Raw genomic sequence first — 13,183 nt, forward strand, 5'->3', positions numbered from 1 at the left:
CTTTGGCCCCGATCCCTGTGACGGTTCTGGCCGATCAGTTGAGCAAATGGGCGATCCTCAATGATCCGCGCTTTAATGCGTTGGAGTGTCTTGATTTTCCGCGCAGTTGTGGGTCGGTGGCCATGCCGGGTCCGATTGATCTCAGCATGTTGTGGAACCGGGGCATGAGCTACGGTTTCCTGCAATCCGAAGGGATCATGCGCTGGGTGCTTGCGGGCGTGATGCTGGTGATCGCGCTGGGATTCTTGGTCTGGCTGCTGCGCGCTGACGGACGCCTGCTCAAACTGTCGCTGGCACTGGTTGTTGGGGGCGCCTTCGGGAACCTGATCGACCGGGTGCGATTCGGCGCCGTGGTCGACTTTATCGACGCAAATGCCCTGTTTTTCCCATGGGTCTTCAATGTGGCCGATGCTGCGATTAGTGTTGGAGCGGTCTTGCTGTTTGTCGACCAGTTCTTACTGTCGGGTCGAAAGCAGGCTAAGGCCTGAATATGAGTATTAAAACCGATGCCAACCCGAGGCGAGGACGCCCTATCATGATGAAACCTGTTCTTTTGATCGCAGCTGGGGCTGCCTTGGCAGTAACGAGCGCCTGCAGTTCCGGCAGTGGCGGCGCGCGCACGCCTGACGAGTTTCGCGTCGTGACCAAGGCGCCGCTGATTATTCCGCCGGAATATGCGTTGCGCCCGCCACCAGCTGGCGGCTCGCTGCCGGCAGAAGTCGATCCGAACCGCACCGAAGTGGCAACCGCCTTTGGTACGACAGTCGGCAAGGATGCCAGCAAGTCTGAACGCGCCCTTGTGGCGTCAGCGGGCGCGAATGCCGTGAACCCGTTGGTCCGCTCTCAGGTTGACTATGAAGCGACCAAGACGATCCGGAAGTCGTCCGGAGTCGTCGATAAACTGCTCTTCTGGCGCAATGACAATCCGGAAGACGTGGAAGCCGCCCGGGCGGACAATGCCACAGGTGGCGGCGATGTCGTCATCGAGAAGGCCAGCGGATCGGCTCGCCTGAAACTGCCGGGAACCTGATTACGCCAAACAACCGACAGTAGAGACGAATAGAGGAAGCATGCCCATGAAACGGATTATCACCGGAGGGCTGCTTGCGGTCGCTCTATTGTGCCCGGGTGCGATGGCTGAGGAGGCCGCGTGGGCGCCAGAGACCTTCACGCTCGACAATGGCATGGAGGTTGTCGTGGTGCCCGATCACCGCGCACCGGTTGTCACGCACATGGTCTGGTACAAAGTCGGCGCTGTTGACGAGGCTGAGGGCAAGTCCGGCCTCGCCCACCTGTTCGAGCATGTGATGTTCAAGGAGACCGAGAATCTCGGGCCTGACGAATTCACCACGATCGTGCAACGCAATGGCGGGCAGCTGAACGCCTTCACGAGCTGGGATTACACCGCTTATTTCGAGCGTGTGGCGAAGCCGCAGCTGGGCAGGATGATGGAGCTCGAGGCCGAGCGGATGGTCAATCTCAAGATCAATGACGATCCCGAAGGTCCCTTCATTTCCGAGCGCGACGTCGTCAAGGAAGAACGCCGCCAGCGCATCGAGAACAATCCCGGCGCGATCCTGCAGGAACAGGTGCTGTCTGCACTCTGGAAGGGTCACCCCTACGAGATCACCGTGATTGGCGAGATGGATGAGGTCGCGGCCCTGACGCCGGAAGACGGCATGGCCTTCTACAAGAAATATTATTCGCCCGAGAATGCAATTCTCGTGGTGGCCGGGGATGTGAGCACCGATGAAGTCCGCACACTTGCCGAGGCAACATACGGAAAGATTGCCCCGACTGGAACAGTGGACGGGACGCGCAAGTGGGCGCCTGTGCCCTTGCTCACAGAGAACTCGCTGATCGTGCATGCCGATCCGAAGGTTCGCCAGCCCAGTTGGAGCCGATATTATTCAGGCCTGTCACAGTCACGCCAAAGGCGGGAATCCTACGCTCTGGATGTCGGTCTGTCCGTTCTGGGTGGTGGCATGACCAGCCGTCTCTACCAGGCGCTGGTTGAAGACGAGCAGGTCGCCATCGACGTGAATACTTATGCATGGACCACGCTGCACGATGAGGGCCCGGCGATCATCAGTGCGAGCCCTGTCGACGGCGTGTCGCTTGATGACCTCGACACGGCGGTGATGGCAAAGGTGCGCGAGGTTCTCGCCGAAGGATTCACCGACGCCGAGGTGGTGCGTGCGCGCAATTCATTGGCGGCCCAGGCGATCTATGGTCGCGACAGCCAGTCCGCGATGGCCAACACGTTCGGGTCGACGCTGGCCCTTGGTGGCACGGTGGACGATATCCTGAACTATCCCGACGAGATCCGGTCGATCACCACGGATGAGGCCCTTGCCGCCGTGCGCAAAGTGTTCGGCGAAGACCGGCACTATATCGAAGCGGAACTGGTGCCAGCCGAAGGAGGCATTTGAGATGACATACCTGAAGCTGATCCTCGGCGCAGCAACAGCGATCGCGCTGACCGCCTGCGTCTCCGAGCCCCTGCCGACGCCGGCGCCGGACGCCCTTGTCGAAACCGTCACCAAACCGGAGATGGTCGTCGATGTTCACAAGGGTGACTTCGCCGAAATCCAGCAATTCGTGACGCCGGGCGGCGTGTCCGTCTGGCTCGTGTCCGAACCGTCAATCCCGATCCTGTCGCTGGAAATGGCGTGGAGGGGCGGCGAGACATCCGATCCCGAGGGCCTTGAAGGCCTGTCGAACTCGGTCGTCTACAACATGAATGAAGGCGCAGGCGATCTCGACTCGCTGGCATTCCAGACGCGGATGGAAGAGTTGAACATGAGTTTCGGTTGCTCGACAGGCAATGACTGGACGAGCTGTTCCAGTTCCATGCTGACCGAGAATTCAACTGACGCCATGGAACTGATTGCGATGGCGTTTGCCGCACCGCGGTTTGATGACGGCCCGTTCGAGCGATTCCAGCGCGAGAACCTGATCGGCATCAAACAACGTGAAACGAGCCCGAACTGGCTCGCCCGCACAGCCATGGCCAATGCGCGCTATCCTGACCATCCGTATGCCCGTCAGACGAGCGTGGAGAGCATTTCCGCGCTCACCCCGGCGCTTGCGCGCGAGCAGATGCGAAAGCTGATGGTCAAGGACCGGCTGCTGGTAACGGCCGTCGGGGCCGTGACGCCGGAGGAGCTTGCTCAGATGATCGACAAGGCTGTTGCGGGCCTGCCGGACACGAGTGAGATTGAGGCCGTGGCGGACATTACGCTGCCCGCGGCACCAGCCGAACCGATCCTGGTCGACCTGCCGCAACCGCAAAGCCTGATCTCGTTCTCAGCGCCGGGCCTCAAGCGCGACGATCCGGACTTCTTCACCGCTTATGTCCTTAACTACACGGTCGGTGGCGGCGGATTCGAAAGTCGCCTGATGAAGACGCTACGTGTCGAAAAGGGCCTGACCTATGGCATCTATACCAGCCTGTCGAATTCGGATTATCTCGACACATGGAGTGGCGGCGGCCAGACCAAGAACGAAAGCGCCGGCGAATTCCTGACCGGGATACATGATGAGCTGAACCAATTCGTCGCCGATGGCGTGACCCCGGAAGAACTCGACGACGCCAAGGCTTATCTCACCGGTTCCTATGCGCTGGGCTTTGATTCCAATGCCAAGATTGCCGACCAGATGATGGGCGTACGCCAGGAAGAACTCGGCATCGACTATTTCGACACGCGCAATGAGAAGATCAAAGCGGTGACATTGGACGATGTGAACCGGGTGGCGAAAGCCTACCTGTCGCCTGACAATTTCACATTCGTCATCGTTGGCGAGCCCGAAGGGATCGAATAGTCAGTCCTGGGTCTTGCGCGGTGTCGCAAGGCCCGGCGCTGCGATCCCGCGGACATAGTCCCGGCAGAATTCGTAGAGTCCGGCCGGGCGTCCGCCCGTACCGGTCTCGAGCCGCCCTGTGCCTTTGACAAGTCCCGTTTTTTCCAGCGCACGCCGGAAGTTCTGCGTGTGCAGGGAGAGGCCGAGTATACCCTCAACGGTGCGCTGCAGGGCCGAGAGTGTGAAGCGCTCGGGCAGCAGTTCGAACACGACAGGCCGGTATTTTATCTTGCCACGCAGGCGCGACAGGGCGGTGGCGAGGATGCGGCGGTGGTCGGAGGCCATGGCGGCGCCGAAAGCGACAGCAGGCTGGGGCAGGCCAGCATCGCGCGCGCATTCGGCGACAAGCCCGGCTTCATACAGCAGCTCGTAGCGCTCCAGCACGCGTTCCTCGACCCAGCGGGCACTATCGAGACCGAAGGCGATACGGGCGCGGTCGAGGCGCTGCGTGTTGCCGGCGGCCCATGTGAAAAGGTGGGGAGCGAGCTCAGCGTCGATCATTGCCGGGCGCCCGTGTCGATGATCTTCCCACGGGAAGTAACGGTACCAGCCCTGCCAGCGGGCCGCGAACCGGGAATCGGTGGGGGCGGCTTCGGGCATGAGGGCCAGATAGCCGACAGAGATGACGCGGGCGGTGGTCGGGGTGTCGGTAAGGGTGGCCTCGGGGGTATCGCGGTCCTTGTCGCCGAACGTGTAGAGCTGCTCGACATATCCAAGTTCAAACCCGGTTTGCTCCCGCACCCAGCCGCGCAGCGACAGGTCAAAGGTGCGGTGGCGTTCCGGGTCGAATGGACCGAAAGGCAGGGCGTCTTCGCCGGTGTCGCGCTGGCTGACCAGGACGAGCGGCGCATCATCCTCGATGGCAACCATAACGGCAGACAGGCCAATCAGGACAGAATAGGTCATCGCCGTTTGCTCATTTCGAAATCATTGTGCAATTGTCCGTAGCGCGCAAGGAAAGCCGCCTGCGCTGCAGGCACTGAGAGCGGCTTCAGCGTGAGGTGAACGCCTTCCGGCGGCTTGCCGAACAGCTTGTTCGATTCTTCCTCGGAGAAACCGGCGAGTTGGACTGCTTCGAACCAGGCCGAGATATGATCGGCTTTCTTGATCAGTTTTTTCAGTCTGATCGGTGTGACGGTCGCCAGCTCGAACCGGATATGAATTGCTTCCTGCAGGCGCGCTTCGATCGACTTGTAGCTTTCGCCCAGCAGCGTCTTGAACGGCGAGATCATGTCGCCGATGACGTATTCCGGGCTGTCATGGAGCAGCGCCGTCAGGCGATCGCGCGGATTCAGGCCTGGTTCCAATTTGCAGCAGAGGTCTTCGACAATCACCGAGTGTTCGGCCACTGAGAAGGCGTGACCGCCCTTGGTCTGGCCATTCCAGCGGGCCACACGGGCGAGGCCGTGGGCAATGTCCTCGATCTCGACATCCACGGGAGAGGGGTGCGCAAGGTCGAGCCGGCGTCCCGACAGCATGCGCTGCCAGACGCGAGGAGGTTTAACAGAACGCTTCGGTTGGGTGCTCATCCGGGCCATCTTTAAGCTATTGGTAGCAAGGGTAAAGAAACCGAGGCGATCCAGTTACGAAGTGACCCCATTTCCGCCTCGATTGGCAAATGCCATGTTAAGTCCTTTGCGGCATAACCATTGCATATCACACGCCAATGGCCGCCGACGATTTGCGGCCGAGCAAGGAACAGACATGATCGATTCAATGACACAGTTCATTTCCGGCCAGACGCTGCCATTCTGCGTGTTGCTCGGCGGCTGTATCATCGTCGTTGTCGAAGCCGTTCGCGCCAGCCGGATTGCCCTTTGGGGCGACATGTTCGCCGAAGACCTCGAAGAATAGTATCGTGTCTCAGGCGGTTTTCTCTACGAACACCGTTCCAGCTGAATAACCTGCACCGAACGAACAGATCAGGCCCTTGTCGCCGGGCTTGAAGTCGTCCGAATGCTTGTGGAAGGCGATGATCGATCCTGCCGAGGATGTATTGGCATACGTGTCGAGAACGGTCGGGCTTTCGTCATCGCTCGCTTCGTGTCCCAAGACCTTCGACGAGATCATGCGGTTCATGTTGGCATTTGCCTGATGCAGCCACATGCGGCGCAAGTCTGTGCCTTCGAGGCCAAGCTCGCCCAGATGTTCGCCGATCATGTTGGCAACCATCGGGACGACTTCGCGGAAAACCTTGCGGCCTTCCTGCACGAACAGCTTGTCCGGTGCGCCGATGCCTTCCGGTGCCGCACGATTGAGGAAGCCGAAATTGTTGCGGATATTATTGGAGAACTGGGTCTTGAGCTTGGTGCCGAGGATTTTCCAGTGTCCGGCAGGCGCGATGCTTTCTTCCTCGACGAGGACTGCGGTCGCGACATCTCCGAAGATGAAGTGGCTGTCGCGGTCAGTGAAGTTCAGGTGACCGGAACAGATTTCCGGATTGACCATGAGGACCGATTTGGCGCTGCCGCTGCGGATGAAATCTGCGGCTGTCTGGATGCCGAACGTCGCCGACGAACACGCCACGTTCATGTCGAAGGCGAAGCCGCCGCATCCGAGCGCGGCCTGAACTTCGACGGCCATCGCCGGATAGGCGCGCTGCATGTTGGAGGCCGCGCAAATCACGGCATCGACGTCTTCCGGCTTACGGCCAGCGCGCTCAAGTGCCTGGCGCGCGGCGTGTACAGCCATCTCGGCCATGACGGAAATCTGATCGTTCGGGCGCTCATCGATGCGGGGTGCCATCGTTTCAGGATCGATGATGCCCTCCTTGTCGATCACGAAGCGTGACTTGATGCCGGACGCCTTCTCAATGAACTCGACGGAGGAATGGGTTTTCGGGTCAACGGTGCCGGCGCCGATCTCGGCTGCATAGGCGAGATTCCAGTTGTCGGCCCATGCGTTGTAACTTTCGACAAGTTCTTCGTTGGAAATCGAGTTCTGTGGCGTCCAGAGACCGGTCGCCGATATGACTGCAGTTTTCATCTTGCCCTCAGGATGAGCGCGGTGGAGTCCGCACTTCTTACGATAGCCTATTCAATGAGGTAGCTGTAAACCGCGTTGCGCATCGGGTCGAGAGACGAGATGCAAGTGTTTACTTGGGCCACGTCAGGCCGGAATCGGTCGTTTGCTGTGCTTTGTCTGCGGGCACGCCGTGTGCCTCGATCCTGGCCTGACGATCTTCGGCGTCTTCCTGCCTTGCCTTGACGCTTTCAGCGTTGGCCCGGTCAGCGGCTTCCAAAAGCGCGACCTGGGTTTTTATGCAGGAAGCACGGGCTTCAGGGCCGGGCGAACTGGCGCATCGGTTCCAGGCGACCTGTTTGCGATATTCGGGACCTGACGTGGCCGTGCAGGCCGCGAGGAGCGGCAGGCTGGCGAGGACAGTGATCGCGAGACGTTTCATCTTCAGCACTCCTGTACAGCTTGGTGACGCGGGCAAGTTACATCATGGTCATTCACCATGCCAACTGCCTGCGCCCATGCGTAGACAATCGTCGGACCGACAAATTTGAAGCCGCGCTTTTTCAGGTCTTTCGACATGGCCGTGGACCAGTCTGTGAATGTCGGGGCCTGGCGAAAGTGTTTCCATGTGTTCACGATCGGCTTGCCGCCGACCCAGTCCCAGCAATAGGCGGAGAAGTCTTCGCCCGCGTCGGCCATGTCGAGGAAAGCACGGGCATTGCCGATGGTAGCCTCGATCTTCTTCGGGCTGCGAATGATGCCGGGGTTTTGCAGGGCTTTCTCGATGCGCGGCTGTGTCCAGCGGACGAGGCGCTCAGGCTCGAAATCGTCGAATTCCTCTCGGATCGAGTCGCGCTTGCGCAGGATTGTGATCCACGACAGTCCGGCCTGCATGCCGTCGAGCTGCAGTTTCTCCCAGAGAGCGCGGGAGTCGCGTTCGGGCACGCCCCATTCCGTGTCGTGATAGTCGCGGTAAATCGCGTCATTCATGGGGGCCCAGGCGCAATAGGGCGCGTCAGTCATTGGCGGCCGTCAGGGCAATCAGTTCGAGATCGAGCCAGGACGGGCGGTCAATCGTGACGGGCTGACCGCCGCAGGTGAAGGCGTGACCAGCAGATTCAGCGGACACCATCCGGTCGGTACGGATCAGGGCGAGGCCTGATGTGCCTGACACGCTGGTGACTGTGCCAATGGAGCCGCCCGCGAGCACTTCGCCCCCTCGTTTCAGACCGGCCCCATGGACGGGCAGCGTGCGCTTGCGGATCTTGCCCTTGCGTTTCATGCGGCTGGCGACTTCCTGGCCGACGAAGCAGCCTTTCTTGTAATCGATCCCGCCCATGACATCCATGTTCACATCGGTGGGGAAGACTGTCGAAGAGCGGTAGTCGGCGCCCCATTCCGGCACGCCTGCCGCGATACGTTTGGCGTGCCATTCGTCATCCGGCATATCGAGGCCGATTTCGGCTATCGGCGAGATCGCGCGGTGGGGCAGTTGCGTCGATCGCACATCGACCCAGCTTCCTTCGGTAACCACGTCGTCCGTGAGTTGTTCGATCACGACGTCGGAGCGCAGCCGGAACAGTTTGAGCCGGCGTTCGAGATCGTCTGCGGCGTCGCTGTGAACGTCGAGATAGATGTTGTCGAGCGACAGCATGGCGAGATAGTCGGCAATGATCTTGCCCTGCGGCGTGAGCAGGGCGCCGTAGCGCATCTCGCCGGTGTTCCAGTTCTCGACTGAATGCGTCACCGTGCGGTCGAGCAGGGCCAGCATGTCCGGACCGGACAGGCGAATGATTGAGCGATTGGGCAGGGTGCGTTTGGACATGCGCCTAACCTAGTGCTCGCCACCCTGTTTGTCAGTGCCTTTCCATGCCGCATAGATTCCGGTGGCGAGCCCGCTTTTCAGGAGCGCACCGATCAGGAAGGGCACAACGCCTGCTGCGAAGGCGGTTTCAGCGCCGACAAAGCCCGACAGCCAGGCCCAGCCAAGCGTCAATACCAGGGCGTGAAGGCCGAGAAAGCCGGCAAGGCGCAGGCCGTGGGCGGCGAACCGGTCACCCTTGGGCAGGTGGCCGGCGAGGAAAGCCGCCAGCGGGAAAGCGGCAAGATAGCCGGCTGTTGGACCGGCAAAGGCGACAAGTCCGGACTTGCCGTCAGCCAGTACAGGTGCGCCAGTCATCGACAAGGCCAGCCATGACAGGACGATGGCGCCGCCCATGCGCGGGCCCAACAGGGCGCCCATCAGCAGGACAACCACTGTCTGCAGCGTTATCGGCACCGGGTACATCGGGACGGAGATATAGGACGATGCCGTCAGCGCAGCCACTCCGAGCAGGCCGATGACGATTGGACGCAAGGCAGAAGGGGCGGTGGTCCGGGCGCTGGCGAGTTTCATGGCGATTCCTGTCTCTGTTCAGCGCGGTGTGTGCGGTGCAGCACGGGTGAGGTCAAGCGCTGCGGCAGCGTCACGGGATGACATGCCGGGCAAGCGGTAGCATATAGGGAGCATGACCAAGACATTTGACCTGATCCTGCGTGGCGGCACCGTTGTCACTCCCGGCGGCGAGGCCCGCGTTGATATTGGCGTGAGGGGCGAGCGAATTGTGGAAATCGGCGACCTGTCAGCCGCCAGCGCGGACGAGATTTATGAGGCGGGCGGGCTGCATATCCTGCCCGGCGTAATCGACAGCCAGGTCCATTTCCGCGAGCCGGGCCTCGAATGGAAGGAAGACCTTGAGAGCGGCGCACGGTCGGCGGCGCTTGGCGGCGTGGTGGCGGTGTTCGAGATGCCGAACACGAACCCTTCGACGACGAGCCCCGAGATGCTGGCTGACAAGCTGAAGCGGGCCAAGGGCCGGATGGATATCGACCATGCCTTCTATGCCGGAGCGACGCACGACAATGTCGGCCTGCTGGCCGAAATGGAGCGGACGCAGGGCTGTTGCGGCGTGAAAGTATTCATGGGCGCTTCGACTGGCGACCTGCTGGTGCATGATGACGAGGGCGTCGAAGCTGTGCTGCGGGCGATCAAGCGGCGCGCGGCGTTCCATTCCGAGGATGAATACCGCCTCGCCGAACGGCGCGAACTAGCGGTGACCGGCGACTGGACGAGCCACCCTGTGGTGCGCGATGTCGAGACGGCGGTGATGTCGACGCGGCGGTTGCTGAACTTGGCCCGCAAGGTCGGCAAACGCATCCATGTTTTGCACATCACGACGGCGGAAGAGCTGGAGATGTTGCGCGATGCCAAGGATGTGGCGAGCGTCGAATGCCTGCCGCAACACCTGACACTGGTGGCGCCGGAAGCCTACCAGCGGCTCAAGGGCTATGCCCAGATGAACCCGCCGATCCGCGAGCAGCGCCATGTCGATGCGCTCTGGCGCGCGCTGAACGCCGGGATCGTGGATGTGATGGGCTCGGACCACGCGCCGCACTCGATCGAGGAGAAGGCGCAGCCTTATCCTGCAAGCCCAAGCGGCATGCCGGGCGTGCAGACCATGGTGCCGGTCATGCTGACACATGTGAATAACGGGAAACTGTCGCTGCAGCGTTTCGTCGAACTGACCAGCGCCGGGCCGCAGCGTGTGTTTGGCCTCGCCGACAAGGGCCGCATCGCCGAGGGCTATCATGCCGACTTCACGGTGGTGGACCTGAAACGCAAGGAAACGATTACGGCGGAATGGTCGAAGTCGAAATGCGGCTGGACCCCGTTTGACGGCTTCGAGGCGACTGGCTGGCCGGTGGCGACCATCGTGCGCGGCGGTTTCGTGATGCGCGACGGCGAGATTGTCGCCAAAGGCGGCGGCAAGCCGGTGCGCTTCAACGAGACGCTGGAGCCTGCTGCTTGAGTGTGTCGACCGGCTTGATCGAGGCCCTCAGGGCCCGATATGCTGAGCGGCAACGACACTATCATACATGGGCGCATATCGCGGCGCTGCTTGCCCATTTCCGCCGGTGGGAATCGCATTTCCATCGCCCCGAGCCGGTGCTCTGGGCGCTCTACTGGCATGATGCTATCTACGATCCCACCGCATCCGACAATGAGGAACAGAGCGCGCAGCTTCTGGAGCGGGATGCCGTCGGCCATCTGCCGCCGGAAGACATCGCGTTTGCCGCCATGATCATCCGGGCGACGGCGCGACACCTCGTGCCGGAGGGATTGAGCGCAGGCGGCACAGCCGACGTGTCACTCTTTCTCGACATAGATCTGTCCATACTCGCCGCGCCGGCACCGGTCTTCGATCAATATGAGCGGGATGTGCGTGCGGAATATGCGTTCGTTTCCGATGACGCGTTCCGGACGGGGCGCTTGGCGATCCTGAAAGCCTTCATGGACCGTGAGCAGCTTTATTTTACGCCGCAGTGCCGAGCAGATTGGGAACCGCTGGCGCGGGCGAATCTCGCCCGGTCCATCGCCGCTATCGAGACCGTGGCTTAAGCGCCTGCTAGAGCCGCAAGACAGTCAGCCTTTCGCGGGACGACAGGCCAGGCCGGGCGCCGCATGACGTTCGCCGGTGTCGCGGCGCACCAGTGTGCAAACGCCGTCATCCAGGACGATGTCGAACACCACCGGCATGGCTACGCTATGCGTCTCGAATTCTCCCGGCGGCGGCGGCAGGACAGAGACATGAGTGGCTGTGGCGAGGTCTGCTTCTGCGATCTGAATGTTGGCACGCCCCATGGCCTCAGCTAGCGCGGTCTTCAGACTGGCGATACTGGCAGCATCGTCCGTGGTGAGCGTCGCGGGTGTCATGTCGGCATGTGTCTGGCAGGCTGGCAGGGCGAACAGGGACAGGCTGGCAATCATATAGACAAGGGGCGTGCGTCTGGTCATCGGCCGGTACTCCATTTCGTGCGCGGCATGCTCATGTCGCGATTGGTTTCCGAGAGCGATTGCCCGGGCAATTCGAGCGGCGGCCCGCCTGCGGTGGTTGCGGTGTTCGCGATGTTCATACTCGCATTCAGGGGCGACTGGCTTGTTGGCGGCGGGGCCGGGCAGCTGCCATCGAGGCGATGCTGCAGGGCTGCAGCCAACAGGGCTTCGTTCGTGTCGCCGAGTTCCCGGGTGAAATCGTCCGCAACCTGACAGCCTGGCGTATTTACCGCAAAGGCACTGGATGAATTCTGCGGCGTGAAGCCATCCGTATAGTCGCCGAACCCCTTATGGTTCACGCCCTGGAACTGGATGCTGTAATAGGTTTCGCCGCAATTCGATGCCGGATAGAATCCGAACGGCTTGCCGCATGTCGTGTCGCCGATGAGAACCGTTTCCAAGTCGACGCCGCGCAGGCCGTTGACCAGGGCTTCACTGGCACTGCACGTGCCGCCCGTCGTCAGGATATAGACGCGGGGCAGGGCAAGTTGCGGCAGCGGTTGACCATCGGTGAGTGAGAAGCCGAGCCCGGTTGAATAGAACGGAACCGGGTCATTGAACGTGCCGGTGACCGGGTTGCGACTGCCGGCGGCGGCATTGAATTGCAGTTGTTCGAATGTCTTGCCTTGCGTGCGCGCCTGCCCGGCAACCATGTAACCGAGCTGGGACGAGACGGCGAGCAGGCCACCGCCATTGTAGCGCAGGTCCAGGATCAGGTCATTGATGCCGGACGCCTTCAATGACGTGATTGTGTCGGCGATGTCCTTTTCCGATGCGAAGGGGCTGAACGTGTTGAACAGGACGTAGCCGACCTTGCCGGACGGAGTGTCGATGGTCGAGAATCGGTTGACGGGCTTGGGGGAGATGTTGGCCGCGACCAGCGAGATGGAGCGGTCGGTTGAGCTGCCCGGATCACGCACGACGAAATCATGCTGTTCGCCGACGGTCTGCGGAGACAGCGCCCGGTTCAACTGGTCGACTTCCGCTTGCGTGGAGGCGCCATTGACGACGTCGATGCCGTCTATCCGCAGGATACGGCTGCCTCGCACCAGCTTGGACTGCCCAAGAGAAGTTTCGGCTGCAGGCGAGCCTGGCTCTGTATAACGGACGCGAATGTCGCGTGGCGGCGTGGACGAAAACACGGCGAACGTGGCACCGTATCCGGGCAGTGCCGTGGAGTTTCGTTGCTCGAGATAGTCTTCGGTAGGCTGATTGAAGTGGAAATCGTCCTTGTTTTCGCCAGACTCTGTCGTGGCGAAGGTCTTCTGTGTGTCGAAATAGGCAATGCGGTCGGTGAAAGTGTTCGGGTTCTGGTCCGTGACTTCATCTGGCCAAAGGTAGGTTTCGTGCGTCCATGACCGCAGCCAGAACATTTCCTGCGCCAGGGATCCGGCCTGGTCGGGGAAAGGGTTGCCTTCAATGTCCACGCCCGTGCGGACCACCTCGCATTTGTCCGAGAAGGTGCTTGCCGAAGAATAAACACCC

16 protein-coding genes are annotated in these 13,183 nt (G+C 61.2%); 7 read left to right on the top strand and 9 right to left on the bottom strand.

The window, feature by feature from the left end:
* From lspA to AADA04_RS09455, 4 genes are all read left to right on the top strand, one after another.
* A partial coding sequence (lspA, locus tag AADA04_RS09440) for a signal peptidase II (RefSeq protein ID WP_340693010.1) occupies positions 1 to 488 on the top strand: 488 nt, incomplete at its 5' end.
* Positions 489 to 535: 47 nt separating this feature from the next.
* Entirely contained in the window at positions 536 to 1,030 is a 495-nt protein-coding gene (locus AADA04_RS09445; RefSeq protein ID WP_340693011.1) for a DUF3035 domain-containing protein, read from the top strand.
* Positions 1,031 to 1,076: 46 nt separating this feature from the next.
* A complete protein-coding gene (locus tag AADA04_RS09450) occupies positions 1,077 to 2,432 on the top strand; it encodes a pitrilysin family protein (RefSeq protein ID WP_340693012.1) in 1,356 nt (451 codons plus the stop codon).
* Position 2,433: 1 nt separating this feature from the next.
* On the top strand, positions 2,434 to 3,825 hold the full coding sequence (locus AADA04_RS09455; protein WP_340693013.1) for a pitrilysin family protein: 1,392 nt from the start codon (positions 2,434 to 2,436) through the stop codon (positions 3,823 to 3,825).
* Here the strand turns inward: AADA04_RS09455 and AADA04_RS09460 are convergent, their stop codons facing one another.
* Positions 3,826 to 4,770 carry an NAD regulator gene (locus AADA04_RS09460; protein ID WP_340693014.1) on the bottom strand — a complete coding sequence of 315 codons (945 nt, stop codon included), beginning with the start codon at positions 4,768 to 4,770 and terminating at the stop codon, positions 3,826 to 3,828.
* On the bottom strand, positions 4,767 to 5,393 hold the full coding sequence (locus tag AADA04_RS09465) for an HD family hydrolase (RefSeq protein ID WP_340693015.1): 627 nt from the start codon (positions 5,391 to 5,393) through the stop codon (positions 4,767 to 4,769). Before AADA04_RS09465 ends, AADA04_RS09460 begins: the two co-directional genes overlap by 4 nt.
* A gap of 175 nt (positions 5,394 to 5,568) precedes the next feature.
* Here AADA04_RS09465 and AADA04_RS09470 point away from each other — a divergent pair, with 175 nt between their 5' ends.
* Complete coding sequence (locus tag AADA04_RS09470) at positions 5,569 to 5,718, top strand: hypothetical protein (protein ID WP_340693016.1); 150 nt, start codon at positions 5,569 to 5,571, stop codon at positions 5,716 to 5,718.
* 9 nt (positions 5,719 to 5,727) lie between these two features.
* Here the strand turns inward: AADA04_RS09470 and AADA04_RS09475 are convergent, their stop codons facing one another.
* The 5 genes from AADA04_RS09475 to AADA04_RS09495 form a co-directional block, all read right to left on the bottom strand.
* On the bottom strand, positions 5,728 to 6,849 hold the full coding sequence (locus AADA04_RS09475; RefSeq protein ID WP_340693017.1) for a beta-ketoacyl-ACP synthase III: 1,122 nt from the start codon (positions 6,847 to 6,849) through the stop codon (positions 5,728 to 5,730).
* 109 nt (positions 6,850 to 6,958) lie between these two features.
* Positions 6,959 to 7,267, bottom strand: a complete 309-nt coding sequence (locus AADA04_RS09480; RefSeq protein WP_340693018.1) for a hypothetical protein — start codon at positions 7,265 to 7,267, stop codon at positions 6,959 to 6,961.
* A gap of 2 nt (positions 7,268 to 7,269) precedes the next feature.
* Positions 7,270 to 7,848 carry a DNA-3-methyladenine glycosylase I gene (locus AADA04_RS09485; RefSeq protein ID WP_340693019.1) on the bottom strand — a complete coding sequence of 193 codons (579 nt, stop codon included), beginning with the start codon at positions 7,846 to 7,848 and terminating at the stop codon, positions 7,270 to 7,272.
* Entirely contained in the window at positions 7,841 to 8,650 is an 810-nt protein-coding gene (locus tag AADA04_RS09490; protein WP_340693020.1) for a hypothetical protein, read from the bottom strand. Before AADA04_RS09490 ends, AADA04_RS09485 begins: the two co-directional genes overlap by 8 nt.
* Positions 8,651 to 8,659: 9 nt before the next feature.
* Positions 8,660 to 9,220 carry a biotin transporter BioY gene (locus tag AADA04_RS09495; RefSeq protein WP_340693021.1) on the bottom strand — a complete coding sequence of 187 codons (561 nt, stop codon included), beginning with the start codon at positions 9,218 to 9,220 and terminating at the stop codon, positions 8,660 to 8,662.
* Positions 9,221 to 9,332: 112 nt separating this feature from the next.
* Between AADA04_RS09495 and AADA04_RS09500 the strand changes: the two genes are divergently transcribed.
* Both AADA04_RS09500 and AADA04_RS09505 read left to right on the top strand, forming a co-directional pair.
* On the top strand, positions 9,333 to 10,673 hold the full coding sequence (locus AADA04_RS09500; protein ID WP_340693022.1) for a dihydroorotase: 1,341 nt from the start codon (positions 9,333 to 9,335) through the stop codon (positions 10,671 to 10,673).
* Positions 10,670 to 11,263 (top strand): hypothetical protein, encoded by a 594-nt coding sequence (locus AADA04_RS09505; protein ID WP_340693023.1) that lies wholly within the window; start codon positions 10,670 to 10,672, stop codon positions 11,261 to 11,263. The genes AADA04_RS09500 and AADA04_RS09505 overlap by 4 nt, the downstream gene beginning before the upstream one ends.
* A 24-nt stretch (positions 11,264 to 11,287) precedes the next feature.
* Here AADA04_RS09505 and AADA04_RS09510 read toward each other — a convergent pair whose 3' ends face one another.
* Positions 11,288 to 11,659, bottom strand: coding sequence for a hypothetical protein (locus tag AADA04_RS09510; RefSeq protein ID WP_340693024.1), 372 nt, complete (start codon positions 11,657 to 11,659; stop codon positions 11,288 to 11,290).
* On the bottom strand, positions 11,656 to 13,183 hold a 1,528-nt coding region (locus AADA04_RS09515), incomplete at its 5' end, for a S41 family peptidase (RefSeq protein ID WP_340693025.1). The genes AADA04_RS09515 and AADA04_RS09510, both read right to left, overlap by 4 nt.

It is taken from the genome of Hyphomonas sp., assembly GCF_037969335.1.
GTDB lineage: Bacteria > Pseudomonadota > Alphaproteobacteria > Caulobacterales > Hyphomonadaceae > Hyphomonas.

Bases quoted from the DNA above. Each gene is read 5' to 3' on its own strand.
- AADA04_RS09465 (WP_340693015.1), bottom strand. From the start codon at position 5,393: ATGAGCACCCAACCGAAGCGTTCTGTTAAACCTCCTCGCGTCTGGCAG.
- AADA04_RS09495 (WP_340693021.1), bottom strand. From the start codon at position 9,220: ATGAAACTCGCCAGCGCCCGGACCACCGCCCCTTCTGCCTTGCGTCCA.
- AADA04_RS09510 (WP_340693024.1), bottom strand. From the start codon at position 11,659: ATGACCAGACGCACGCCCCTTGTCTATATGATTGCCAGCCTGTCCCTG.
- AADA04_RS09485 (WP_340693019.1), bottom strand. From the start codon at position 7,848: ATGACTGACGCGCCCTATTGCGCCTGGGCCCCCATGAATGACGCGATT.
- AADA04_RS09450 (WP_340693012.1), top strand. From the start codon at position 1,077: ATGAAACGGATTATCACCGGAGGGCTGCTTGCGGTCGCTCTATTGTGC.
- AADA04_RS09480 (WP_340693018.1), bottom strand. From the start codon at position 7,267: ATGAAACGTCTCGCGATCACTGTCCTCGCCAGCCTGCCGCTCCTCGCG.
- AADA04_RS09455 (WP_340693013.1), top strand. From the start codon at position 2,434: ATGACATACCTGAAGCTGATCCTCGGCGCAGCAACAGCGATCGCGCTG.
- AADA04_RS09500 (WP_340693022.1), top strand. From the start codon at position 9,333: ATGACCAAGACATTTGACCTGATCCTGCGTGGCGGCACCGTTGTCACT.
- AADA04_RS09470 (WP_340693016.1), top strand. From the start codon at position 5,569: ATGATCGATTCAATGACACAGTTCATTTCCGGCCAGACGCTGCCATTC.
- AADA04_RS09460 (WP_340693014.1), bottom strand. From the start codon at position 4,770: ATGACCTATTCTGTCCTGATTGGCCTGTCTGCCGTTATGGTTGCCATC.
- AADA04_RS09490 (WP_340693020.1), bottom strand. From the start codon at position 8,650: ATGTCCAAACGCACCCTGCCCAATCGCTCAATCATTCGCCTGTCCGGT.
- AADA04_RS09475 (WP_340693017.1), bottom strand. From the start codon at position 6,849: ATGAAAACTGCAGTCATATCGGCGACCGGTCTCTGGACGCCACAGAAC.
- AADA04_RS09445 (WP_340693011.1), top strand. From the start codon at position 536: ATGATGAAACCTGTTCTTTTGATCGCAGCTGGGGCTGCCTTGGCAGTA.